At 59.0% G+C, this 22,947-nt stretch carries 18 protein-coding genes and 2 pseudogenes; 5 read left to right on the top strand and 15 right to left on the bottom strand.

Features of this window, described 5'->3' with window-relative positions; translation table 11 throughout:
* Nucleotides 1-385: 385 nt before the first annotated feature.
* Genes J5N58_RS20295 through J5N58_RS20280 form a run of 4 tightly spaced genes read right to left on the bottom strand, consistent with a single transcriptional unit; the run spans nt 386 to nt 6,297 of the window.
* Nucleotides 386-1,528, bottom strand: a complete 1,143-nt coding sequence (locus J5N58_RS20295; protein ID WP_244712638.1) for a hybrid sensor histidine kinase/response regulator — start codon at nt 1,526-1,528, stop codon at nt 386-388.
* A complete protein-coding gene (locus J5N58_RS20290) occupies nt 1,518-2,096 on the bottom strand; it encodes a chemotaxis protein CheB (RefSeq protein WP_244712627.1) in 579 nt (192 codons plus the stop codon). The genes J5N58_RS20295 and J5N58_RS20290 overlap by 11 nt, the downstream gene beginning before the upstream one ends.
* On the bottom strand, nt 2,093-2,926 hold the full coding sequence (locus J5N58_RS20285; protein WP_244712625.1) for a CheR family methyltransferase: 834 nt from the start codon (nt 2,924-2,926) through the stop codon (nt 2,093-2,095). The genes J5N58_RS20290 and J5N58_RS20285 overlap by 4 nt, the downstream gene beginning before the upstream one ends.
* Nucleotides 2,923-6,297, bottom strand: coding sequence for a response regulator (locus J5N58_RS20280; RefSeq protein ID WP_244712623.1), 3,375 nt, complete (start codon nt 6,295-6,297; stop codon nt 2,923-2,925). Before J5N58_RS20280 ends, J5N58_RS20285 begins: the two co-directional genes overlap by 4 nt.
* Nucleotides 6,298-6,557: 260 nt before the next feature.
* Between J5N58_RS20280 and J5N58_RS20275 the strand changes: the two genes are divergently transcribed.
* Together J5N58_RS20275 and J5N58_RS20270 are read left to right on the top strand one after the other, a co-directional pair.
* The gene (locus J5N58_RS20275) at nt 6,558-7,415 is read left to right on the top strand and encodes a helix-turn-helix transcriptional regulator (RefSeq protein WP_244712621.1); all 858 of its coding nucleotides are present in this window, start codon (nt 6,558-6,560) and stop codon (nt 7,413-7,415) included.
* Nucleotides 7,416-7,788: 373 nt separating this feature from the next.
* Nucleotides 7,789-8,517: an MOSC domain-containing protein gene (locus J5N58_RS20270; protein ID WP_244712619.1), complete on the top strand. Its 729-nt coding sequence runs from the start codon at nt 7,789-7,791 to the stop codon at nt 8,515-8,517.
* Here the strand turns inward: J5N58_RS20270 and J5N58_RS20265 are convergent.
* The 4 genes from J5N58_RS20265 to tnpA all read right to left on the bottom strand — a co-directional run bounded on the left by J5N58_RS20265 (nt 8,502) and on the right by tnpA (nt 13,010).
* Complete coding sequence (locus J5N58_RS20265; protein ID WP_244712617.1) at nt 8,502-10,193, bottom strand: FAD/NAD(P)-binding protein; 1,692 nt, start codon at nt 10,191-10,193, stop codon at nt 8,502-8,504. The genes J5N58_RS20270 and J5N58_RS20265 overlap by 16 nt on opposite strands.
* A gap of 361 nt (nt 10,194-10,554) precedes the next feature.
* On the bottom strand, nt 10,555-12,210 hold the full coding sequence (gene tnpC, locus J5N58_RS20260; RefSeq protein ID WP_244712615.1) for an IS66 family transposase: 1,656 nt from the start codon (nt 12,208-12,210) through the stop codon (nt 10,555-10,557).
* 45 nt (nt 12,211-12,255) lie between these two features.
* Nucleotides 12,256-12,603 carry an IS66 family insertion sequence element accessory protein TnpB gene (gene tnpB / locus J5N58_RS20255; protein WP_080842789.1) on the bottom strand — a complete coding sequence of 116 codons (348 nt, stop codon included), beginning with the start codon at nt 12,601-12,603 and terminating at the stop codon, nt 12,256-12,258.
* Complete coding sequence (gene tnpA, locus J5N58_RS20250) at nt 12,600-13,010, bottom strand: IS66-like element accessory protein TnpA (protein WP_080842790.1); 411 nt, start codon at nt 13,008-13,010, stop codon at nt 12,600-12,602. The genes tnpB and tnpA overlap by 4 nt, the downstream gene beginning before the upstream one ends.
* 199 nt (nt 13,011-13,209) lie before the next feature.
* On the opposite strand from tnpA, the gene J5N58_RS20245 reads away from it, so the two are divergent.
* The 3 genes from J5N58_RS20245 to J5N58_RS20235 all read left to right on the top strand — a co-directional run bounded on the left by J5N58_RS20245 (nt 13,210) and on the right by J5N58_RS20235 (nt 15,216).
* On the top strand, nt 13,210-13,527 hold the full coding sequence (locus J5N58_RS20245; protein WP_244712613.1) for a PepSY domain-containing protein: 318 nt from the start codon (nt 13,210-13,212) through the stop codon (nt 13,525-13,527).
* Nucleotides 13,528-13,558: 31 nt separating this feature from the next.
* The gene (locus J5N58_RS20240; RefSeq protein WP_183368339.1) at nt 13,559-14,170 is read left to right on the top strand and encodes a general stress protein; all 612 of its coding nucleotides are present in this window, start codon (nt 13,559-13,561) and stop codon (nt 14,168-14,170) included.
* Nucleotides 14,171-14,958: 788 nt separating this feature from the next.
* On the top strand, nt 14,959-15,216 hold the full coding sequence (locus J5N58_RS20235) for a GlsB/YeaQ/YmgE family stress response membrane protein (protein WP_097143482.1): 258 nt from the start codon (nt 14,959-14,961) through the stop codon (nt 15,214-15,216).
* Nucleotides 15,217-15,983: 767 nt separating this feature from the next.
* Here the strand turns inward: J5N58_RS20235 and katE are convergent.
* The 7 genes and pseudogenes from katE to J5N58_RS20200 all read right to left on the bottom strand — a co-directional run bounded on the left by katE (nt 15,984) and on the right by J5N58_RS20200 (nt 22,933).
* The gene (katE, locus tag J5N58_RS20230; RefSeq protein ID WP_244712610.1) at nt 15,984-18,134 is read right to left on the bottom strand and encodes a catalase; all 2,151 of its coding nucleotides are present in this window, start codon (nt 18,132-18,134) and stop codon (nt 15,984-15,986) included.
* Nucleotides 18,135-18,209: 75 nt separating this feature from the next.
* Nucleotides 18,210-18,712: pseudogene (locus J5N58_RS20225) on the bottom strand (YciE/YciF ferroxidase family protein).
* 44 nt (nt 18,713-18,756) lie between these two features.
* Nucleotides 18,757-19,257 (bottom strand): DUF3597 domain-containing protein, encoded by a 501-nt coding sequence (locus J5N58_RS20220; RefSeq protein ID WP_244712608.1) that lies wholly within the window; start codon nt 19,255-19,257, stop codon nt 18,757-18,759.
* A gap of 270 nt (nt 19,258-19,527) precedes the next feature.
* A pseudogene (locus J5N58_RS20215) lies at nt 19,528-19,752 on the bottom strand (transposase); the annotation flags it as partial.
* Nucleotides 19,753-19,931: 179 nt separating this feature from the next.
* Nucleotides 19,932-20,912 (bottom strand): L,D-transpeptidase family protein, encoded by a 981-nt coding sequence (locus tag J5N58_RS20210; protein ID WP_244712605.1) that lies wholly within the window; start codon nt 20,910-20,912, stop codon nt 19,932-19,934.
* Between the two features lie 111 nt (nt 20,913-21,023).
* Entirely contained in the window at nt 21,024-21,935 is a 912-nt protein-coding gene (locus tag J5N58_RS20205) for a PhnA-like protein (protein ID WP_138787459.1), read from the bottom strand.
* A gap of 143 nt (nt 21,936-22,078) precedes the next feature.
* Nucleotides 22,079-22,933, bottom strand: coding sequence for a YsnF/AvaK domain-containing protein (locus tag J5N58_RS20200; protein WP_244712603.1), 855 nt, complete (start codon nt 22,931-22,933; stop codon nt 22,079-22,081).
* Nucleotides 22,934-22,947: the final 14 nt, after the last annotated feature.

The raw sequence follows: 22,947 nt of genomic DNA, 5'->3' as shown, positions 1-22,947 counted from the left end.
TCCACAAGCGCAAGCGATCACTCCTTGACCTCCCGAAATCGAGGGGAGGGCAGGAGCCCCGCTCCTGCTCCCGAGCTCGTGCGGAACAGCTGGAGAGAGGGGGACAAGCGCTAAACCGGAGGGGGATCACCCACCCGGAGGGCCGAGACGTATTTCATGGAAATGCGGCCGGTGCTGCAGGCCGCAGGCCGAAGCATGGGGAGACGGGTTTAGTGCTTGTGGGGGAGAGAGGGCAGAGCGCCTTTCTCCCCTCTCAGTGCGCTGAATAAATTCGCCTTCCGGCCCGAAGGATATATTCCGGCACAGATAGCTGCCAGGCGGCTACGCGCCGTCATTTCCGTCATTCGAGAGCGCCAGAACACATCCTGGAAGCAGCCATTCTCCACTATGGAGCTATCGCTGCCTGTATCGGTAGCTCAAGCGTGAAAACGCTGCCCAACCCCGGACCACCACTCCATACCGAAACATCGCCGCCGTGTAGCTCCATGAGTTGCTTGACGAGGGCGAGGCCGATCCCAAGTCCCCCATGAGCATGCTTCCGATGCTCTTCGACTTGCTCAAACATCCTGAAGATTGCGCCAGCGGCCTCGGTAGTGAGGCCCAGCCCATTGTCAGTTACGCTTATGCGATAGGTGCGCGGATGTAACTCCAGCGCTACCTCAATCTGACCGCCCATTGGCGTGTATTTTGCGGCATTATTCACGAGGTTTGAAATGCACTGTGTCAGCCGAACCTTGTCAGCGGATATCATGCAGGACTGATCCGGAACCCTGATGGTCACTGCATGGTTTCGCTCCTCGATTGCCTGTCCTGTCATGTCCAGCGCAGAGTGAATGGCATCTCTCAAGTCAAAGTCAGCCTTAACGAGATTGATTTTGCCCTGCGTTATCCGTGACACATCGAGCAGGTCGTCAACGAGCCTGATTATGTGGTCCATCTGTTGGTGCATGAGGCCATGGATCTGCTCCACCTTGCCAGCATCCGGCTTTCTCGAAAGAATTTTCAGCCCGCCATTGAGAGCGGCGAGTGGGTTGCGCAGTTCATGGACGAGAACGCCGATGAACTCGTTCTTTCGCTTGTCGGCGAGCTGAAGCGCGCGAGTCTGCGCCTCGAGAAGGTCGCGCTGTTCGGAAATCATTTTACGCTGACGATAGAGCTCTGCAAAAATCTCTGCCTTGCTGCGCAGAATATCCGGCTCGATCGGTTTTTGAATAAAGTCGACGGCGCCCGCTTCATATCCCTGGAACCGCCGCTCGGCTGTATGGGTACCGGCAGTCACGAAAATGATCGGAACCCGCCGTGTCCGCTCATTGCCTCGCATAAGTTCGGCAAGTTCGAAGCCGTTCAGTCCTGGCATCTGAACGTCAATCAGCGCCAGTGCCACATCATGTTGGAGCAGAAGCTCGAGAGCCTCATCGCCGGACCGCGCCTTCAATAGCATCAGCTCGTCGCGTTGTAGCAGAGCTTCCAGAGAAAGCAGGTTCTCTGGAAGGTCGTCAACCAAGAGGAATTTGACGTCAGTGTTCATTTTCGATGTTCTGCAAATAGGTTGAAATCTTGGACAAGGTCAAAACATGAGCGCCTGGGCATGCGCGGATAGCAGCTTCGGGCATGGCCCGAGTGAAAGCCTCGGTCGGATCCTGAACGATTGCCGTTCCGCCAGAACGAACGACGGCCGAAAGGCCTTGGGAACCGTCATGATTGGCGCCCGTGAGGATAATCGCTGTCAGTTGGCTGCCCCAGGCATCTGCCGCGCTCTCGAATGCCACGTCGATCGAGGGCCGCGAGAAGAGGACCTCTTCTTCGCTGGATAAAGCGACATGCGTTCGCCCCTCGAGCGACAAATGATAATTAGGGGGCGCGAAGTAGATGAACCCGGCTTCCACGGGCTCCTTGTCTTCCGCCTCAATCGCGCGAAGCTGACATTTGAGGTCAAAAATCGCGGCGAGCACACTGCGTTTGTTTGGCGGTAAGTGCACCACGACGAAGATGGGATATGGATAAGTCGCAGGTAGTGGTGGCAATAGCACGGACAGGGCTTCGAGCGCCCCAGCAGAGGCGCCGATGATGATCGCACCGTTCGGATTGTCCTTCACGAGCCGATCCTCTGATAGATCTTCTCATCTCGGACGAACTCCCGGAAGCCATCGGCATGCGTTGAAAACCGCAGTGTTTCCTTCGAGCCCAGCCCGAGAAAGCCGTTGCGTGGCAGCGCATCCCGGAAAAGACCGACAGCCCTGTCCTGTAGATCCCGGTCGAAATAGATCATGACGTTCCGGCAGGAGACCAATTGCATCTCACCAAAGACCTGGTCCGTCACAAGACTATGATCTGAGAACACGACATTGCGCCGCAGGCTTTTGTCCAGGATGCACCGGTTGTAGCCCGTCGTGTAATAGTCAGACAAAGATCCCTTGCCGCCGGAGTCACGATGGTTCTCGGTGAACAATCTGACCCGTTCGATGTCATAGATTCCGGCTTCCGCTTGGGCGAGGGCCTCTGGATTAATATCCGTCGCATAAAAGAGGGTTCGCTCCTCAAGCCCTTCCTCGCGAAAAAGGATGACAAAGGAATAGAGCTCTTCGCCCGAACTGCATCCGGCAATCCAGATCTTCAAGGAGGGGTAAGTGCGAAGATGCGGAACGACCTTCTCCCGGATCGCCGCGAAGTAGGACGGGTCGCGAAACATCTCGCTGACCTGGACCGTAAGGAAGCGGAGCATGTCGTCAAGCATCTCGGGATGATGAAGGACGCGCTCCTGCATGGCTGAGATGGTCGCAAAGCCCAACTGTTCGCGTGCCTGGCGCAACCGCCGCCGGATCGACGACATGGCGTAGCTGCGAAAGTCATAGTGGTAGCGATGATAAAGCGCCTCCAGCAGCAGCCGGATCTCAATATCCTCCACCTTTTCGAACGTCTCCGTCATTGCGGCATCCAGACCCGCACGAGAGACAGAAGCTTTTCGACGTCAAGCGGCTTTGCCATATAGTCATTGGCGCCGGCTTCAATGCAGCGTTTCTGATCGTCAGGCATTGCCTTGGCGGTCAAGGTAATGATCGGCAACTTCTGCCATGCTGAGTTCTTGCGGATGTGGCGGGTTGCGGTGAGGCCATCCATGACCGGCATCATTACATCCATCAAAACCAGATCGATCCGCCCGTCCGGTTTACTCAACGATTGTTCTAGTTTTTCCAGTGCCTCCTCGCCATTTCTGGCGATATCGACGATCACCCCGCGTGGTTCGAGGATGTTGGTCAGGGCGTAGACGTTGCGCACGTCGTCCTCGACGATCAGAATGCGGCGCCCTTCCAGCAGTTCATCGCGATTGCGGGCTTTGCGGATCATTTGCTGCTGCTCGTCCGGCAGCTCGGAGACGACCTGGTGCAGGAAGAGTGTAACCTCGTCGAGCAGCCGTTCCGGCGATTTAGCACCCTTGATGATGATGGATTTCGAGTAACGGCGAAGCCTCTGTTCTTCTTCGGACGAGAGAACTCGTCCGGTGTAGACGATGACAGGTGGGAAGGAATGCATGCCCGCTTCGCTCAACGTTTCCAGAAGCGCAAATCCGGACGTGTCCGGTAACGACAGATCCAGCACCATGCAGTCGAAGGTCTGTTCAGCCAGCAACGAGATGCACTCTGCCGCAGTCCCGGCCCCCACCGTTTCGACGTCATGCGACGACAGAAGTTTCGAGAGCGCGTCTCTTTGAACGGCGTTGTCTTCAACGATCAGCACGCGCCGCAGCGTTTGTTCGGCCTTTGCGCCTAGGGACTCGATCATAGATACCAGATGATCGCGTTGAACGGGCTTCAGCGCATAGCCGACGGCGCCCAACGAGAGAGCCCGATCGGAATAATCCTCGGCGGAGAGGATGTGGATCGGAATATGGCGCGTCCGCACGTCACGCTTCAGGCGGTCAAGCACCGAAAGGCCGGATTGATCCGGAAGACCGACATCGAGCAGGATGGCGTTCGGCAGATACTGATGGGCGAGCTCCAGCGCTTCGTGAGCGGTTCCGGCTACGAGCGCCTGGAACTTCAACTCGCGGGCGAGATCGCGCAGGATGAGTGCAAAGGACTGGTCGTCCTCGACAATCAGCAGCTTGCGGGCCGTTGCCTCGGATGCTGCGCGGTCGTCATCGACGATAGCGACGGCCTTCGGCTTTTGTGCAGTGATCTCTGCTTCAGCCCGCAATACGGGTTCTGCAGCAGACGCGATGGGCGGGGCCAAATCCTGCTTCGGAGCCTGGACCAGTGCACTGTCGAACTCTGCCGGGATGATGACGGTGAACGTGCTGCCCTGACCAAGCTGGCTTTGAAGCTGGAAGCGGCCGCCAAGCAAGCGCACGAGTTCGCGAGAAATCGACAGACCAAGGCCGGTGCCACCGAACTTGCGGCTGATGGTGCTATCCGCCTGATGGAAGGCCTCGAAGATCCGCTTTTGCTGCTCGTCCGCAATCCCGATGCCGCTATCCTTGATCGCAAAGGCCACTTCATTGTCGCCGTGACGGCTGACCCCGAGCGACACACTGCCCTTCTCCGTAAACTTCACGGCATTCGCCAAAAGGTTCTTCAACACCTGCTCGAGGCGCTGCGGATCGGTATGGATGACGGCCGGCACGCTGGCGGCGACGGAGACGTCAAGCTTGAGACCCTTGTTTGCCGCAAGCGGTTCGAACATGTGGCGCAGTCCGTTGATGGTCCGCTCTATGGATACCGCTTCCGGATTTATCTCAACGTGGCCCGCCTCGATCTTCGACAGGTCAAGAATGTCATTGATCAGGTTCAGGAGGTCATTGCCTGATGACTGGATCGTTTGGGCGAACTGGACCTGTTGGGCAGTCAGATTGCCTTCGGAATTGTCGGCCAGGAGTTTGGCGAGGATGAGCGAAGAGTTGAGCGGTGTTCGCAGCTCGTGCGACATGTTCGCGAGGAAGTCTGATTTGTAGCGGCTGGCGAGTTCCACTTCCTTCGCCTTGGCCTCGATGGCGTCTTTCGACCGTTCCAGATTGTCCCGCTGCCGTTCCAGTTCTTCCGCTTGCTCCTCAAGCTGCGAGTTGGTCTGTTCGAGTTCCGCCTGCTGCTGTTCCAGTCGGGTCTGTTGTTCGCGAAGTGCGCGTCCCTGTTCTTCCAACTCCTCGTTGGAAACCCGCAGCTCCTCGCCCTGGACCTGCAGTTCCTCCGACTGACGCTGGGTCTCTTCCAAAAGAGCCTGGAGGCGGGTTGTGAATTCCGCCGAACGGATGGCGACGGCAATCAGCTCTGAGACCTGTTCAAGAAGCACCAGAGTCTGGTCGCTGATCGGAGTAAGGAAGCCGAGTTCGAAAACGCCTCTTATGTCCCCTTCAACGATCGCAGGCGCCAAGGCGAGATAACGTGGCTTCTGCTGTCCAAGAGCCGAGCCGAAGTTGATGTAGCCATCCGGAACCTCGCCAACCGCGATCGGACGGTGATCCCGCAATACATGGCCGAACAGGCTGTCGTTTGGGCCGAAGCTCGTAGGCAGCATCACGTCTGATGGCACGCCGTACACGGCCATGCGATGAAAGCGGCCGGCATTTTCTACATAAATGGCACCTGCAACGGCACCGAGGTAGTTGGTGAGGAAGCCGAGGATGTTTTCGCCAAGTTTCCCGATCTGCTGCTCACCGGTGACGGATGCAGCCAGCCCGACCTGTGCGTCTCGCAGCCACTGTTCGCGCTTCTGCGCCAGAGTAGATTTTCTCACAAGTGCGGAGATTGCGAGGGTCAGGATAATACCCAGCAGCCCCGAAGCTAGCGCGCTCACCCAGGCGATAATGTAAGACGTATCCATCTCGCTCAGGCGCTGGCTCCGCTCTTCACCAGCCTCGCTGCGCAGTTGGGAGATGACGTTGCGGATGCCATCCATATCGCTGCGACCGCGGTCTGTTTTCACCAGAGCCAGTGCTTCGGCCTCTCCTCGAGTCTCGAAGACCTCCAGTGTTTGTGCCATCACTTCGAGTTTGGACGAGACAAACGCGCGAAGTTCCTCGACACTCCCCCGCTCGCGCATCTCGGCTGTGGCAGCCGAGCTGATTGTGTCCATTCGGGTCTGAATCTGTGGGAGGGCACGGTGATATGGCGCAAGATAGGCCTCCTCAGAGGTCAGGAGAAAGCCACGTAAACCCGTTTCTGCATCTTGTATGTCGATCAAAAGCAGGTCGAGTGCCACCACAAGACCATGCGTTTGCGTCACTCTCGCATTGCTGTTTCGGACGTTCTGGACTGTGTAAACGGTTAGCGCGGTGCTGATGACGAAAAAGAAGATCGCGGTCACTGCGCCGATAAGAGCGCTTCGCTCCAGACCTAGCATTTTGTTGCCTGTCAGTGCGGACGTTTTTCTGTGCATCAGAAGGTCTCTAAATACTTGGTCAGATGATATTATCACGTAAGAGTGACGGCGTCGGATAAGGGAATTGGCTAGCGGGGTCGCAAAGCGTGTGGTTCCTGTGTCCCACCCAATCCCGCCGATCACGTCAACTTGAATAGAGTGCTAGGTAGCAATAATTTTATGAGGAAAGCAAGATTACGCTAAAAATGGAACGAAATGAGTTGCTTGCCCTTCAGGGGTTGGCCCATTCGCCGCAACGTCACGCAAGGAAGCTCAGCGGCTTCACGGTGGAGTACGTTCAACCAGAGTTGGGTGCTGCTTTCAGTTACGACTGGACGAGCGACCTCCATTTTTGCGCCTACCATGACATTGTCCTGGAAGATGGGGGCATACGTGCAGGGGATGGATTGGAGGACAACCGCCGTGACCTCCGCCACACGCTGACTTATGTCCCGCGGGGTGCACGCGTCACTGGCTGGTCCGAACTCCAAAGGCGGAACAACTCGTTCACAGCTATCTATTTTGATCCGGCAGCTATCCGGCAGGAGCTGGACACTCGCTTCGCCGAACATGTCGATGAAAAGGTTTATTACCGAAGCGACGAAGTCGCGGGATACCTGCGCCAATGGGCCGGCCTGCTAAAGCGAGATCATTCTGATGCTCTATACGAAGAAGCATTGGGCCTGATCACGATCTTGGCGATCCACAAAGCAACAATGCCGGCATTGAGACAGCCGCCGCCCCTTGGCAGAGCGCCCCTGGCTCTGATCGACGAGTTTATCGAGGAGAACCTTGGCTCAGATCTCAGCCTGTCGAGCCTTGCTGCACTCGCGGGCCTAAGTCGGTTCCATTTCAGCAGGGCCTTCAAGGCGTCCACTGGAGAGACCCCATACCAGCACGTGCTTCGACGTCGAATGGAAAGGGCACGATTGCTCTTGGCCGCAGGGGACCTGCCCATCGACGAAATCGCCAGCAGGCTGGGCTTTCGGGATAGCGCGTATTTCCAGAGGACTTTCAAGTCATGGGTGGGAATGAGTGCGAAAGAGTTCAGGGACCGGATGTAGGTCCTCACTGAATGAGCGCTTCAATTGTCCGGCCAATAAGAGCAGAATGTCTGCCTGCGCCTGCGCCTGCTTCGCAGCTAGGAACTCTGCGAACTCTCTCTGGCCAATCGTGGCTAGACGAGAACTGAAATGGGTATCTCACAATCGGCCCTACCAAACCGCGTGGACCGGCTTGGAACGCTGGCAAACAAGTTGGCGTCAGCCAACCTTCAAAAATCCCCGTTTGGGCAGTCCGAATCAAGATCTGTAGAAAGGCGTTAGGTTGCTGCATCAATCTTCGCAAAAAGATTGCAAACTAGTCCCGGGTCCCAGTTTTCTGGAACATCAAGCCGTGTTCGGTGGATATTGAATATTTGTGAATGAAGGAACAACTATGCGAAAAATCGGTCGAGTGCGGGAAGTCTGGCGCTATCCGGTGAGTTCTCTCGGCGGGGAGACGCTCGCCTCGATCACCGTTTCGCCCGAGGGCATCGCTGGCGACCGGCGTTTTGCCCTGTTCGATCCGGAAACGGGCCTTGCCGCCGCGCCCGAGAAGGAAACGCGCTGGCGCCCCGCCCTCTTCATCACCGCCTCGCAACCGCCTTCCGGATTGCCGGTGCTCCGCTTCGCCGACGGCGCGGAGCATACGCTCGATGATGGCGCATTGCCGGACCGTCTGGCGGAACATTTCGGCTTCCCGGTCGCGGTCGGGCTCGTCGGGTCTGGCGATTACCGCTTCCCCGTCGTCTCCAATCGTTACAAGCCAGCGCCGCTTCACCTGGTGACGACCGCTTCGACGGAGGCGCTTGCCGCGATAACAGGCCTTCCGCCACTCGACGCAAGACGGTTCCGCCCCTCCGTGCTGATCGAAACGGAAGAAGGCGAAGGTTTCATCGAAAACGAGTGGGTTGACCATACGTTACGCATCGGAGACACGGATATCCGCGTCACCGAGGCGTCGCGCCGCTGTGGCATGACGCTTGTCGCACAGCCCGGCATGGCGGAAGAGCCCGATGTGCTGCGCGGGATCATGCGCCACAACAAGCGCAATCTCGGCGTCTATGCCACGCCCACCGAGGGCGTGACCATCAGTGTCGGCGATGCCGTTTACGCCGAGATCTGAAAGAGCGGCGTTTCCGCCTGCGAGATATCCTTGAGGATTGCCCGGCCGACAGTCTCGCCGATATCCCGGGCACTGGTGATGCCCTGAACGAAGGGCTCCTTGTGCAGGAGGAAGGCGATTGCCGCGCAATAGAGCCGGCCTTCCGACATCAGGCCGAGACGCGGGCGATAGAATTCATCGACATCGATGCCGCCGGTGCGCACCATATCGGGATCGCGATCGAGCGACATGATCGCCTCGACCTTGGGCGTCGCGGCTTCGCGCACGCCTCCCTGATCGACAAGCGTCGGAAAGGGGAGATCCGTCGCCGAGAGGGTTTCCTGACCGGTCGCATCGATGAAGGCGCCGAAGCGATGCACCGTGCCTGACAACTCGACCTCTGCGCCCCGCTCCACACCGACCTCGGCCGTGCGGATCGTATAGTCTTCGCCGAGCCGCAGGATGGACAGTTTGCCGACACGCGACAGCGCGAGCAGACGGCGGATCGACATCAGCGGCACGGTTGCATAGTCGTCGATGAAGATGCCCTTGAAGTGGCGGTGGAAGCGCTTGAGGTCTTTCTCGTCCAGATGCGGAATGACGCGCGCGACAATCTCGTGGGTGATCAGGATCGCATAGCGCCACGGCACGGTATAGCGCTTCACCCTATTGTCCTCGGCCTCGGCCAGGTTCTTCGCGGCCCAGACGAACGGATCGCTTTCGGTTCGGTCGGCATAGTAGGCGGCTGCGAAGGTCTCGACGGTCAGCTGCGAAAGGCCGATGCGGGCGGCATAATCCGGGTCGCGGGCGACGATTTCTCCGCGGAACAGCTCGAAGACCTCATCGAGCAGGTCGTGACGACCTGTCGCGATCAGCGCGTCTATGGCCTCTTCCGTGCAGACGAGCGGCGTCACATAGGGCAGCGGGCAGTAGAAGTCGGCCTCCGGTAGGATGCCCTTGCGGGACATCAGCGTCGCGCGAAAATCCTCAGTCCCGGCAGCCGGCTGATATTGCAGATCACCCGCCGCATCGCTGTAGAACATGCCGTGGGCCGTCGCCACGGTCATCAGGGCGTCGATCCCGCTCAGCGAGGTGCCAAGAATGCCGACGGGTTCATTGCGGATCGACTTCAAAACAGTGGCCGGCCAGGGCGAAACGAAGTAGCCGGGTCGTATTTCGGTGCTGTCGGGCCAATTGTGGCCGGTCGCCATCACGACGTGGTCGAAGACTGCGTCCTCCTCTGCGTCGGGACGGGATACCCTCAGCCGCACTGCGGCCGCCTGTATCTCGATATCGGTGACCTTATGGCGGGCCAGCACGTGGATTTCGTGGCCGCGTTCGCGGGCCAGATTTTGCATCCGGGCAAACTGCGCCTGCATGTAGTCGCCGAGCACGAGGCGGGGATAGAATTCCCGCTCATCAATCGCCTCGCGGCGGATGCCGTGGCGCATCAGCGTGTCCTCATCCTGCCGCCGCAGCCATTCGACCAGGGTCTCGGTGAAAGCCGGAAGCTCGATGCTCGGAATGTTGGAGAGCATCGCCGGGTCATTCATATCGGGGTGATAGGGCGTACCCTTGCCCGGCTCTCCCTCTGCTTCATAAAGGGTGATCGACAGGGGAACGGTCGAGCCGATCAGTTGTTTGAACGTGTAGAGGCCGGTTGGACCCGTGCCGATGATCGCAATTCGTGGAAGCATGGACATATCCTATGTCCGGCGAATAATCTCGCACGGCTGTCAGGGAATGTTCCACCCTTGAAATTGTTCCCGCCCTCATGCGCCCGCGCGAACTAGCCTTCGAGAAAAGGGGGATCGTGTGAACGTGATGTGAGATCGGCTGTTTATGTTATCATGCCTAAATCATAATGACGTGTTCAAGTGTTCGCCAACTTTGTCAAAACACTCCGTCCCTTGGACCTAATGTGAAGCCGGGTTTCGACAGGGGGCATCTATCATACAAGATAATGACGTTAATAAAGATGTTATATTGGCTCGCCTAGGGAAAGAAACACTGAGGTTAAATTGAGTTAGGCTGTAAGCATCCGGCGAAGGCCGCAGGTCAGGCCGCCTGAGCACTCAGCGTCTTGGGTGTCCAGTTCCACGGCAGCAATTGCTCGAGCCTGCTGATCGGCGTGTCCGCAATGTTGGCGAGGACGTCGGCAAGCCAGGCCTGCGGGTCGATGTCATTGAACTTGGCGCTCATGATCAGTGTCGCCATGAACGCCGCACGTTCAGCACCACGATCCGATCCGGCAAACAGCCATGACTTCCTGCCGAGCGCAAAGCCTCTGAGCGCTCGTTCGGCAGCATTGTTCGTCAGGCAAATCCGGCCGTCTTCCAGGAATGACGTGAAGCCATCCCATCGCTTGAGCATGTAATCTATCGCCTCGGCGACGGGAGAACTGCGCGACAATTTTGCCCGCTCGGTTTGGAGCCAATCATGCAGCTCTTCGGCGAGTGGCTGGCTGTCTTTGCGGCGGCGCTCCAGACGCTGCTCGGCGGCAAGACCGTTGATCTCCCGTTCGACATAGAACAGGGCATCGATCCGTTTGACGGCCTCCAATGCCATTGGCGAGATCGGCGCAGCTTTGCTGCCACGTTTGGCGTTCGCGGCGATGTCGGCCAGCACGAAGAACTTGCGGCGTGAATGTGCCCAGCAAAGTGCTTGGCGCAGAGGCGCGGGATCGCGATCTACCTTGAACAGCGGATTGTAGCCGCCATAGGCATCCGCCTGCAGAATGCCGGAGAAGGTCTTCAGGTGGCGTTCGGGATGCTCCTGTCGCCGGTCTCGCGATGCGTAGAACAAAGCCGCAGGCGGTGACAGCCCGCCAAACGGCCGGTCATCCCGGACATAGGTCCAGATGCGGCCCGTATCGGTCTTTCCCTTCGCCAGGATCGGCACGGTCGTGTCGTCGCCATGCAGTCGCTCGGCCGCCAGGACATGGGCCTCGATTAACGAATGGATTGGCTTCAGGGCCGCTGCACAAGCGCCGACCTGATCGGCCAGCGTCGACATGCTGAGGTCGATCCCCTCGCGGGCATAGCGCTCGCTCTGGCGATTGAGCGGCTGATGCTGGGCGAACTTCTCGAACAGGATCATCGCCAGAAGGTTCGGGCCGGCAAAGCCGCGCGGCGTCACATGGAAGGGTGCTGGCGGCTGCGAGATCTTCTCGCATTCGCGGCAGGAGAACTTCTCCCGCACGGTCTGAATGACCTTCCACTGACGCGGGATGACCTCCAGGGTCTCCGTGATGTCCTCACCGAGCTTCGACAGCTTGGCCGAGCCGCAGCAGGGGCAACTCGTCGGGGCAGCGATGACGACGCGCTCGCGCGGCAGATGTTCGGGGAACGGTTTCCGTGATGGTCGCTTGCGCTCGAAGGCCCTGACGGTCGAGGCATTGGCTGCGATCTCCGCCGCCAGTTCATCTTCGCCAGCATCAGCCTCCAGCTCCTCGAGCTGCAGTTCCATCTGTTCGAGAAGCCGCGCTTTGCGCTCGGAGCGGCTGCCGTAGAGCTCGCGGCGGACCTTCTCGATCTCCAGCTTCAACCGCGCGATTAGCGCCTCGGAATGCGATACGAGCGCCTTCGCGCTGGCGGCCTCTGCCTTGGCGGTCGCGGCCTCTGCCTCGGCCGCAATCCGCAGAGCACGCTCCGCCGCCAGGGCCGCAAGTGCGCCGGCAAGGTCGTCGGGAAGCTGTTCAGCCGCATCGTCCATGACCTGATGGAATCATATTCCATCCAGCGATTCCAGCGTTTTTGCTTATCCGGCCGACGTCGGTCGCCAGGTTTTTTGCGGCATCCGCCAGTCGATCCCTTCCAGCAAATAACCGAGTTGCCCAGGGGTAATCACGACCGTCCCATCGGCCGACGATGGCCATATGAAGCGTCCACGTTCCAGCTTCTTCGTGAACAGGCAGGCTCCTTGGCCATCATGCCAGATGACCTTGATCAGGCCACCGCCACGACCGCGGAAGACGAACAGGTGTCCGCACATCGGATCGCGCTTCAGCGTCTCTTGCACCATCAGTGACAGACCAGGGAAACCCTTGCGCATGTCTGTATGGCCCGTTGCCAGCCAGACCTTCACACCAGCGGGGACCGGGATCATCGCCGACCCAGCACACAGTCGAGAATGCGACCGAGCGCCTCCGTGTCGATGTCGCTGTCCACACGGACACGGCGACCGCGGCCCAGCTCAATCGTCACATCGCTACGCTTCCGACGGGGTTGCGGCGCGACTGGCGTTTCCGTGGCGGCGGGCTGGACTGCCGGCGAGGCCTCCGACACGATCACGGGCACCAACGTGCTCGCCGTATCAGGCCTCGGTTCCTCGATTCGGCAGAGTTCCTTGCGCCACCGAAAGAGCTGGCTCACGTGGATGCCGGCCGCACGGGCAATCTCGGAAAGAACCGCACCAGGCTCAAGGCAGGCTGCAACTAGCCGCTCTTTGTCCTCGCGAGACCAGCGCCGACGGCGCTCGACAGACGTGATCACTTCAATCGGATGCTTCGTCATAGGACTACTCCTAGTGTTTGCACTAGGACTTCCGATGTTCGCATCAAGCTCGCAAGACGGCCCTCACCGTGGGCTTACGTTAGGCTGTCGATCCGCAGCTTTGGGTTCATACCGCACAAACGTCTAAGGCGGAACTTTCCCCAGGCGCGCGCATTTTCGCTACCGGACCGAGCAACCAGGTCTGCAAAGAGGAAAACCCATGAAAAAGATGATTTTCGCGGCGGCGCTTGTGTGCGCCACGGCAGTGTCTGCCTATGCCCAGACCACCACTGTTCCTGCGACGGACGGCGACACGCCAGCCGTAGCGACCCCGGAAACACCAAATGCGGCAGCCCCCGTTGAGGGCGCAAATTCCTTCACCGAAGAACAGGCGCGTGAGCGCATCGAAGCGGCCGGCTTCACCGGTATTGCCGACCTCAAGCTCGACGACCAGGGCGTCTGGCAGGCTACGGCGATGAAGGACGGCAAGTCCATGCCGGTGGCCATGGATTACCAGGGCAACGTCGTCTCCAAATAATTTCGCGGAAACGCAAAGAAAGGTCATTCCCATGAAAACCGTTACCGGACTTTTTGACAACTACAATGATGCAAGCGCAGCCGTCAGCGCGCTGGAAGCGCGTGGCGTCCCGTCTGACGACATCAGCATCGTTTCCAACAATGCTGACAACCGCCACAAGCATGAAGATAACGACAACGGTGCCGCAGAAGGCGCTGGCACCGGTGCCGGCATCGGCGCTGTCGTCGGTGGCGCAGGCGGTCTTCTGACTGGCCTCGGCATCATGGCCATTCCCGGCGTCGGACCGGTTGTTGCAGCCGGCTGGCTTGCCGCCACTGCCGCTGGCGCCATCGCTGGCGCGGTTGCCGGTGGTGCGGCTGGTGGCCTCATCGGCGCACTGACGGATTCCGGCGTCTCGGAAGACGAGGCCCATGTCTATGCTGAAGGTGTTCGCCGCGGTGGCACGCTGGTCACCGCTCGTGTGGATGACGGCATGGAAACCGAAGCTGACATGATCCTCAAGCAGTCCAACCGCGTCGATCCGATGGCGCGCCGCCAGGCCTATTCGGAGCAGGGCTGGACGAAGTTCGATCATTCCGCTGATCCTTACGGCCCCGCCGAAATCGAGCAGGAGCGCGACCGCTATCGGGTTCGCACTGTCTAAAGTCTGATATGCGAGGACCGGCTCACGCCGGTCCTCGACGTTTTCGAGGCACATCATCTATCAACAGGGATGTCGGTTGGCTTTCCGGAACCTCAGAAGGTCACCCATGCGAAGCATTTCCGATACCATCGAGCGGCTCGCGCCCGCGCGCAGGCGCCAGGCGCCACTGGCGAGACGAATAAGCTTGCCCGACTGGCCGAACCTGCGCGAAACCCTGGGCTGCCAGCGGTGCACGTGTAGTTTGAGTGCTCGTCCCGCCCGTGGATGCGCCAGCTATCCCTAGACTTACAGTGGCTTGCGTGATCAATCACCATCTCCTGGGCCCTCGCACACTTTCGAGGGGCAAGTGAGGGAGTTGAATGGAAAGTCAGAGATCGTCAATCGTCGACGGCACAAACGGTATGCGAGTGACAACTCCTCCTAACCTCTGAGCTTAGTTATTGACGAGACTAAACATCTGGCAGGTGCGCGGTCATCGGCACGAGTAGCCTCCACAAGATCTGCGGGGCCAAACCTTAAATTCTCCGCTTTACAATTGTCTTCTCCAACGCTTATCGGGTGTAAAATGCGCTGTCCGCGTCTGCTCAGCCCATAGCATTATGAGCAAGTCCATTGGTCCCAGAGCATCATGGTCGACCGGTTCAGTAACCATCAACTAAACCTCGTCCAAGATATAATAGAACGACGCCACTTCCTTTCCCAGATGGAACAAAGTCCCACGGCATGGAGTTTCCTCGTCACCTCCGGAGCCCCGGATGTATTTTAGGAAACCGGAAGGAAAGTTGAATATGGAAGACGCAGGTATCGGCTGGATCGCGGCGATCATCATCGGTGGCATTGCAGGGTGGCTTGCAGAGACGTTTATGAAGAGCAACATGGGCGTCATCATGAATATCCTTCTCGGCATTGTCGGTGCGATAGTCGCCAACTTCATCCTTTCACTGTTCGGGATCGTTCTCGGAGGCTGGCTCGGCTACCTTATCGCCGGTTTCATCGGCGCATGTATCTTAATTGCGCTGGCGCGGATGGTAAGGCGAACAGCGTGAAGCAGTAAAATCGTTTGGGCGGCGTCGTGTGCAGACGCCGCCGGGAACCTTACCCGGCATCAACCGACATGGTAGAACCGAAAACCGTGTGTAGTGCCGGAGCTACCGGCAGAGCGCTGGTGCTTTGTGGTCTCTTCGCCCGGCAGCAGAGATCATTATCGGTCGGACATTTAATCTCCTACCTAAAGGCGCACACATCCGGGCTTGCTGCTCGACGTAGCGCCGCAAATGATTGGAACTAGTTGTCTTCGCTCGGAAACCGCCTTTCCGGATTAAATTAGTTCACGACCTTTAGAAGCGCGCGCATTGGAAGTCCGAGATGACGCGACAAATGCCGCAAATCGCAAAGGCTCGTCAATCACGTCCTAGTTGAGCTCGTCAAACAACTGTTCTTCATCGATTTAAAGGATCAGCCCGGCTGCGCCCCCTTGGCAGCCTTGTCGCAATCCGTGCGCTAAAAGCCATTTAGCCGGCCGCCGAGACCGTTGCTTGGAATTGTAAGCCTATAGTGGCCCGAATAAATGTTCCCAGCCCGCCGGTACGGCGCCAACCCCAATTTGGACGGGTCCCCATCCGTCGCTCTCGATGTTATTCGGCTCAGCAAGCGCGGCCAGCAGGGACTTTATATACTCACTCCTCATTTATGGGCTCCGGGTGCGTTATTTCATACGTGCTTGTCGTTCCATGGAACGCCAACATTGGAAACAACTATCTCGTCCCTCACCGTTTAGAGAGAACGGCGCGGACATGAGGTCCGCGCCTGAACTTCAAACGACCGGAGGCGAGGCTTTGCCGAGCTTAAGAGCAGGTTCCCGGCCCCACACCCGCAACTTCCCAAGTTCGGATACAAAAGCGGCAACCCCCCCTTCACCGGGAAGTGCGATCGTGCCTTCGTCGAGATCGTCGGTGATTCCAGCCTTGACGAGAAGCGGGAAAGCGCTCTCGTCGTAGCCGATGAACTTGCAGTGCTGGAATGCGTCCGCCACGAAGTCCCGTGCTGTCGCCTCCTTCACCAAATCCTCAACTGCGCCCGGAGCCGCGAGGACGGCTACGGCGTCGAACAGCACCGAGGGGCCACCGTCGATCATGTGCTGCGCCTCTATCCAGGTCCCATCGGACGCGGTCACGCCTCCGATCTTCGGCGCAATCAGCTCGACCAAAGCCTTCTCCTTCTCGATCACCATCATCAGCTTCTTGAGGAGCTTTGCATCGACGCCATCCGTTACAAGCACGCCGAGTTTGCGGCCCTCAAACCGCTTCGGTCCGCCTTGCACGATGCTAAGCGCGGGAGACGGCTCCAGATCCTGACGTGTGGGCATGGCAGCGTCGGCGGGCTTAGGCATTGTCTGGATTCCGAGCTTCTGGGCAACGGTGGTGGCGAGCGTCTCGTCGATGTTCAGCAGGTGCGAGATCATCCGTTCGCGGATAGCGACGGTCTCGACCTTGCTTAGCTCGAACGTGAGTGCCATCGCGATGTGCCGCTGCTCGGGCGGCGTCTGACTGAGGAAAAACTGGCGGGCCTGGCTATAGTGGTCGGCGAAGCTTTCCGGACGCAGCCGCACTTTCTGGCCGTTCTCCTCGGCCAGAAAGTGGCGGTATCCTCGGGACGGGGCCTGCCGGGGACCTTCCCCGAACGAGTTCGGCTGGTAGTTTACCCTGCCGACCGGGTTGCGCATCGCCATGTGCCCGTCCTGCTGGAAGTTGTGGAAGGGACACTTTGGTGCGTTGATGGGAAGGTGCGTGAAATTCGGTCCGCCAAGCCGCTTGAGCTGCGTGTCGAGGTAGGAAAAGTTTCTGCCCTGAAGAAGAGGGTCGTTGCTGAAGTCGATCCCCGACGGAACGTTGTGCGTCATGAACGCGACCTGCTCGGTCTCCGCGAAGAAGTTGTCCGGCATGCGGTCGAGCACGAGACGGCCGATTGGTTTTACCGGCAACAACTCTTCCGGAATAATCTTCGTCGGATCGAGGACGTCGAAGTCCCAGTTGTCGGCAAACTCTTGATCAAAGAGCTGCACAGAGAGTTCCCATTCCGGAAAATTGCCGGATTGGATCGCCTGCCAGAGATCGCGACGATGGAAGTCGGGGTCGGCGCCGTTGATCTTGACAGCCTCGTTCCACGCAACCGACTGGAGGCCGAGCTTTGGCTTCCAGTGGAACTTGACGAACGTGGACTCGTCTTTGTCATTGACGAAACGAAAGGTGTGTACGCCGAACCCCTCCATGAAACGGAAGGATCGTGGGATGGTGCGGTCGGACATGATCCACATGACCATGTGCATGCTTTCCGGCGTAAGGCTGATGAAGTCCCAGAAGTTGTCGTGGGCGGTCTGCGCCTGGGGGAAGGCCCGGTCCGGCTCCTGCTTTGCGGCATGTACTAAGTCCGGAAACTTGATTGCGTCCTGAATGAAGAAGACAGGGATGTTGTTGCCGACGAGATCCCAGTTGCCTTCCTGCGTATAGAACTTCACGGCGAAACCGCGGACATCGCGGGCGAGGTCCGCAGAACCTTTGTTGCCGGCGACAGTAGAAAAGCGGACAAAGACAGGCGTTTTCTCGCCTGCGCGCTGAAAGATGTCGGCGCGGGTGACGTCGGACAAGGATTCATAGGTTTCGAAGAAGCCGTGGGCGCCATAGCCACGTGCGTGAACCACGCGTTCCGGAATTCGCTCGTGGTCGAAGTGGAAGATCTTCTCGCGGAAATGGAAGTCGTCCATCAGCAGCGGACCGCGGGCGCCGATCCGAAGAGAGTTCTGGTCGTCGGCGATTGGTCCGCCTTGCGACGTGGTCAAAACGTCGGCACCGTCCTCTGCGATCTGGTGGAGTTCGCCGCCCGCGCCTCGGTGAAGCTGCTGATCATGGATGGTGACAATGTCCGTGGAAGAGGACGAGCGGGTCGCCCGTTTTATTCGCTTTGCCATGTTTTTCCCCTTTGGTGATGGCTGGATACAAAAAGGCCGCCCCTGTGGGACGGCCTTGAATACTGAACTGGGACCTCAGGAAGTCTTGCTTTTGCCCTTGGCGTTCGCAGAGGCCTTTGCAAGCTGCGTGAGCTTTTCGTCTGTCGCCTTCTCCTCGGCGAGGTTGGCCTCCAGCAGGGTACGGCGTCCTTCAGACCAAGCTGTTTGGCCCACTCGATCAACGTGCCGTAACGGGCGATCTCGTAGTGCTCGACTGCCTGGGCGGATGAGATGAGGCCTGCATCCAGAGCCGGAGACTCCTTGAACTCCTCGATGATCTCTTCGCCTTCGGCAATAATGCCCTGAATGGCTTCGCAGGTCTTGCCGCGCGCCGCCTTTCCGAGCAGTTCGAAGACCTGTTCCAAGCGTTCGATCTGGCCCTGGGTCTCGTCGCGGTGCTGCAGGAAGCCTGCCTTTCCTTCTTCCGAATTGGCGGCGCGGGCCATCTTCGGAAGGGCCTTCAAGATCTGCTTCTCTGCGAAGTAGATATCTTTGAGAGTGTCGAGGAAGAGGTCGTCCAGTGTCTTGGTGGCTGCCATATCATTTCTCCGTTGTGAATGAGGATCAGGTCTAAGAGTTTGGTTCAGTCAAGCAGGTCTGCGGGGACCTTCCCTCCGTTTTCCGACAGCTTCTTCATGAGAGCCTTGTGAAGAAAAGAGTTCATTTTGGCGCTGCCATCGGCGTCGCCGGTGTAGCCTAGTTCCTGCGCCAGTTCCTTTCGCTCTCCAAGGCTTGCGTCCATGCCGAGAGCCTTCATCAGGTCAACAATTGAGTGGCGCCAGTCGAGCTTCTGGCCAGACGTCTTTGCCGCTTCGTCGAGGATCGATTCGACGTCGACCGGAGTCCGGGAGTTTCCGCTGTAACCAGCGCCTCCTTCTATCTGCGGAACAGGGTTTGCAGTCTGTGCTGCGGACGTTTGGGGAGTGTTGACGGCCGGGGTGGGAGCCCCTGATTGGGCGGGCGGTTGGGAAACAGGCGTGGCTGAAGATGCCGGTGCCGTGGAGCCCATGCTTGACCCTTGCGAGGACGGAGCAGCATTTGCTTCGCCAAAAATTGCGTCCTTAATGCGGTCGAAGATGCTCATTCATTTCTCCTGCTGTGACTTGGTCAGGGCGCTCGATCCGCTCCGGAGCTGCAGCACGCGTATGTACCCGGCCGTCGCGAAAAATTGATGTGCTGTCGCCCCGCCGATTAACGCGGTGGACAGATCGCGGTTCCGTCTGCCTCAGGCTCGGGAGCAAAATTCCTTCGCGGCGGTCTCCAAGCGCAAGGCTCCCCGGTTCAACGAGCGCGTGGACAGCCGCGATGCTACTTAGTGCACGTTGGTTGGCTTGTTTCTTTACAGGCAGTGTCTCTAAGCGAATGGCTCGATCAAGCCAGTGACGACGATGCGTGCCTCAAGCAGATAAAGTTTCCCGCGGCCATACATCTGACGCTTTACGAGCTTGAGCTTGGTGATCTGGCCTTCAGTCTGGCCGTTCGACCACTGGGAGGTTATGGCATTCTGGATTGCCGCTCGGTCTCGGATAACGCCATTCGCGAATGATGCGACCACCCGCGTAAGGCGCGTTCGTCGTAGCCCCCAAACAGGCATGCCAACAGGATGATAGCGAATGCGAGCCAGGCGCATCGCTGGGCGAGCCAGAACCGGCGCTAAAACGGGCCATGATCTTCGACACCTTCCGGTAGCGGTATCGGCTTAGGCGTTCGTTTCATGGGACGATCCCTCTGTGGGTTCGGCATAGTGGTAAGCCGGCCCTACTCGACAAATTCGACCATGACGCCCGGCTTGACCATGCCGGCCAGTTCCTCGACGTCCCAGTTGGCCAGCCGAACACATCCATGCGATCCGACCTTGCCGATCAGCTCCGGTACTGGCGTGCCGTGAATGCCGTAGGTAGGCTCTGTCAGGTCGATCCAGACTGTCCCGACAGGACCATTCGGCCCGCTCGGCAGTTCAAGGATCTTCTTGTTGTTGCCCTGCTGGAAATTGATCTTCGGATTGTAGGTGTACGTCGGCATTCGCGACACGCCCTTAACCTTGTGAGTACCGGTTGGTGAGGGACTGTCCTCACTGCCAATTGTCGCTGGATAGACCGCGAGCAGCGAGCTGTCTTCGGCAAAAGCGAAAACCTGCGCCAGTGTGCGATGAACCTCGATCCGCTTGACCGATCCGGTCCTGGCAGCGCCGGGAATGGCGACAGCGATCGTTTCGCCCGGCTTGAAGGCCGCCGTCGGATTGAGGGCCTTGATCAGCGCGATATGCATGTGGAAACGTTCGGCCAGCTTCTCGGCAATGCTGGTATAGCCGAGATGCTCCATGATCGCCTGCTCGGCATAGTCTTTTGGAATGCTCTCGACGATATCCTCTCCGTCTTCTTGCGTGATGGCATAGGCCTGGATGGCCGGGGCATCATCGGTCAAACGGCCCAGTACGTCGGGATCGAGCTTCCCATCCACTGGCAGACCCTGAAGCGTCTCGAAACCGGCAATCGCTTTCGTCAGGTTGTCGCCTAAATAACCGTCGATGACGCCCGGCGATGAACCAGCCCGGTCGAGCAGGACCTGCAGATGCACGATGGCGGGATTGGGCTCGGTCTGTTTTTCCGCCGGCGCCTCGATCGGAAGGGACGCGATCGCCGTGGTATTGACGGTTTGTGCGTCGATCGGCGCTGCAAAGGCTGGGGAACAGAGCGTTAGAGCGGCGGTCAGTGAAAAGTGCCGAAAGGCATTCTGCATGGAGGCTACCGATAAATTAGGGAGAGACTCTCCACCCGGTGGATGGAGAGGCTTCATTGGAGAAAGATCAAGCAAGGAAGAAGGCCGCCGTTTCCGGCGGCCTTCTTCTTGTTAAATCGTGCGGCGAGTGGTGGTTTCCGCCAGAAGCAACGCCTTCTTCGTGCCGTAGGAACCGCCGAACCAGGCCGCCACAGCCCCGAGCAGGAGGGCGAAGAAGCCCAGGATCGCGCCGGCCGACACTGCCTTGGTGGCCGTCTGCGCCGCCTCGAGCGCCTGCTGCTTGGCCGCAGCAACATTGTCGCGATAGGTCTTCTCGTACTGCTCGACCTGGGTGCGGGCCTGATCGACCGGGATGTTCTGTGCCTTGGCGATCGCATCAGCGGCGCGATTGCGGGCATCTGCGGCCTTTGCCTGGTCACCGGTCACCGCGGCCTGGACCGCCGAAACGGCTGCATCACGCAGGGCTGCCGGATCGTTGCCGCCAGACGCGTCACGGATCTGTTGCTCGATCCCGGCCATCGGGTTTGCAGAAGTCGCAAGGGCAGGGGCCGCCGACGTGGCAGCGGTCGCGGCCGTCTGGCCGACACCGCCGACAATGCTCGACAGACCGCTGAACGCGCCGCCGATGAGGGCACCGACCGACGTGGTCAGCAGGTAGAGGATGACAAGAGTGGTGACAGCCCAGGTGGTTACGCCCTGATACCCGCCGGTCGAGCGGCTCGGACGTCCGGAAAGGCGGCTGGCGGCATAACCGCCGACGAAGGAAGCAATAATGCCGGCCACAACGAACCACGCGCCACCGGCTATGGAAAAGGTGCTTGCATTCGGGTTATCATAGGTTGCGGGATCGATCACGGCGGCGCCGATGCCCACTCCCAGAAGATTGAGGAGGAACTGGACGGCAAGCGCCAGGACGACCCCGGCGAAGATCGCGCCCCAAGACACCTTGTGCAATGTGGCTGTAAGGGAGGGGTCGACATAAGCCGCTTCGCGCGACACGTGGACGGAGACAGGTTCGGTCATGGTGCATCCTTTTCATCACGGGAACGTGAGTGCCACACTAACGCCGCAATTGAAGATCGGTTCCCGTGTCACAAGAGAAAAAAAAGACCGGCGATGGGATCGCCGGCCTCGAACTGCAGCTTCATCAAACGAAGAGCCTTCCATTAGTCCTTGCGGACAATACGGTCGGATCGTTCATCTTCGACTTCCACCTCCGTGCGGCGGACGCTGTCGCTGATGGTCTCCTCGCGCTGTTCGGCCGTTTTGCGCAGAGCAATCTCTTCGACAACGCGCGCATCCTTCGAGACGATCGCCTCCTCATGATGCTCCTCGGCCTCGATCGTACGGTCGACGAAGGCGTTCTCCGTTTCGGTTACCGGACGGTCGACCGTGCGGCGCTCGATGCTGACGTTCTCGTCGCGCAGCGATACCTGTTCACTGACAGGATTTTCGACCACGTAAGAACGGACACGCACGCGGCCATGGTTGAGGTCGCGCTTGGCGACGCGAAGCTTTTCCTCGACCACCGGGATAACCTCTTCACGGCCGGCGTCCAGAGCTGCCGTTCCGGTTGCGCTGGCACGATTGGCGGAGGCGCCATACGAACTCACGGTCTCCTGCTGGTTCCAGCCTTCCGAGCGCCAGCTCTCGGCGCGCTGATCGAGATCGATGCTGCCCTCGTCATCGAGGATATCGATAACCTTGTCATAAGAGGCGGCGGTGACGTTGCTGACCGTCACAAGATAGCCACCGCGGCGAAGACCTTCGGAATAGACGGCGCGGTCCTCGTCGGGAAAGAAGAAGTCTTCCAGCTTCTCCCAGAAGCCCTTGTGCTCGGAGGCAACTTCAGTCGAGGTTGTAGACTCCTTGCCGGCGACGACGCGAATGCCGTCGCGGGCAATCCCGTCTTTGACAAGGCGTTCGACGGCGGCATCCGCATCGCTGCGGTTTTCGAAGAAGGCCGTCACCGTGTTCGATGACGAGGCGCCGTATGACGATGTGGTTTCGCTGTCGGTCATGAGTTTCTCCTTTT

This window comes from Paenirhizobium cremeum (genome assembly GCF_022884085.1).
Classification (GTDB): domain Bacteria; phylum Pseudomonadota; class Alphaproteobacteria; order Rhizobiales; family Rhizobiaceae; genus Allorhizobium; species Allorhizobium cremeum.
Note: the sequence above shows the minus strand (reverse complement) of the source record. Positions and strands in the feature narration are given on the sequence as shown.

Coding starts and splice junctions, on each gene's coding strand:
- J5N58_RS20295 (WP_244712638.1), bottom strand. CDS start 1,528: ATGAACACTGACGTCAAATTCCTCTTGGTTGACGACCTTCCAGAGAAC.
- J5N58_RS20285 (WP_244712625.1), bottom strand. CDS start 2,926: ATGACGGAGACGTTCGAAAAGGTGGAGGATATTGAGATCCGGCTGCTG.
- J5N58_RS20275 (WP_244712621.1), top strand. CDS start 6,558: ATGGAACGAAATGAGTTGCTTGCCCTTCAGGGGTTGGCCCATTCGCCG.
- J5N58_RS20270 (WP_244712619.1), top strand. CDS start 7,789: ATGCGAAAAATCGGTCGAGTGCGGGAAGTCTGGCGCTATCCGGTGAGT.
- J5N58_RS20265 (WP_244712617.1), bottom strand. CDS start 10,193: ATGCTTCCACGAATTGCGATCATCGGCACGGGTCCAACCGGCCTCTAC.
- tnpC (WP_244712615.1), bottom strand. CDS start 12,210: ATGGACGATGCGGCTGAACAGCTTCCCGACGACCTTGCCGGCGCACTT.
- tnpB (WP_080842789.1), bottom strand. CDS start 12,603: ATGATCCCGGTCCCCGCTGGTGTGAAGGTCTGGCTGGCAACGGGCCAT.
- tnpA (WP_080842790.1), bottom strand. CDS start 13,010: ATGACGAAGCATCCGATTGAAGTGATCACGTCTGTCGAGCGCCGTCGG.
- J5N58_RS20245 (WP_244712613.1), top strand. CDS start 13,210: ATGAAAAAGATGATTTTCGCGGCGGCGCTTGTGTGCGCCACGGCAGTG.
- J5N58_RS20240 (WP_183368339.1), top strand. CDS start 13,559: ATGAAAACCGTTACCGGACTTTTTGACAACTACAATGATGCAAGCGCA.
- J5N58_RS20235 (WP_097143482.1), top strand. CDS start 14,959: ATGGAAGACGCAGGTATCGGCTGGATCGCGGCGATCATCATCGGTGGC.
- katE (WP_244712610.1), bottom strand. CDS start 18,134: ATGGCAAAGCGAATAAAACGGGCGACCCGCTCGTCCTCTTCCACGGAC.
- J5N58_RS20220 (WP_244712608.1), bottom strand. CDS start 19,257: ATGAGCATCTTCGACCGCATTAAGGACGCAATTTTTGGCGAAGCAAAT.
- J5N58_RS20210 (WP_244712605.1), bottom strand. CDS start 20,912: ATGCAGAATGCCTTTCGGCACTTTTCACTGACCGCCGCTCTAACGCTC.
- J5N58_RS20205 (WP_138787459.1), bottom strand. CDS start 21,935: ATGACCGAACCTGTCTCCGTCCACGTGTCGCGCGAAGCGGCTTATGTC.
- J5N58_RS20200 (WP_244712603.1), bottom strand. CDS start 22,933: ATGACCGACAGCGAAACCACATCGTCATACGGCGCCTCGTCATCGAAC.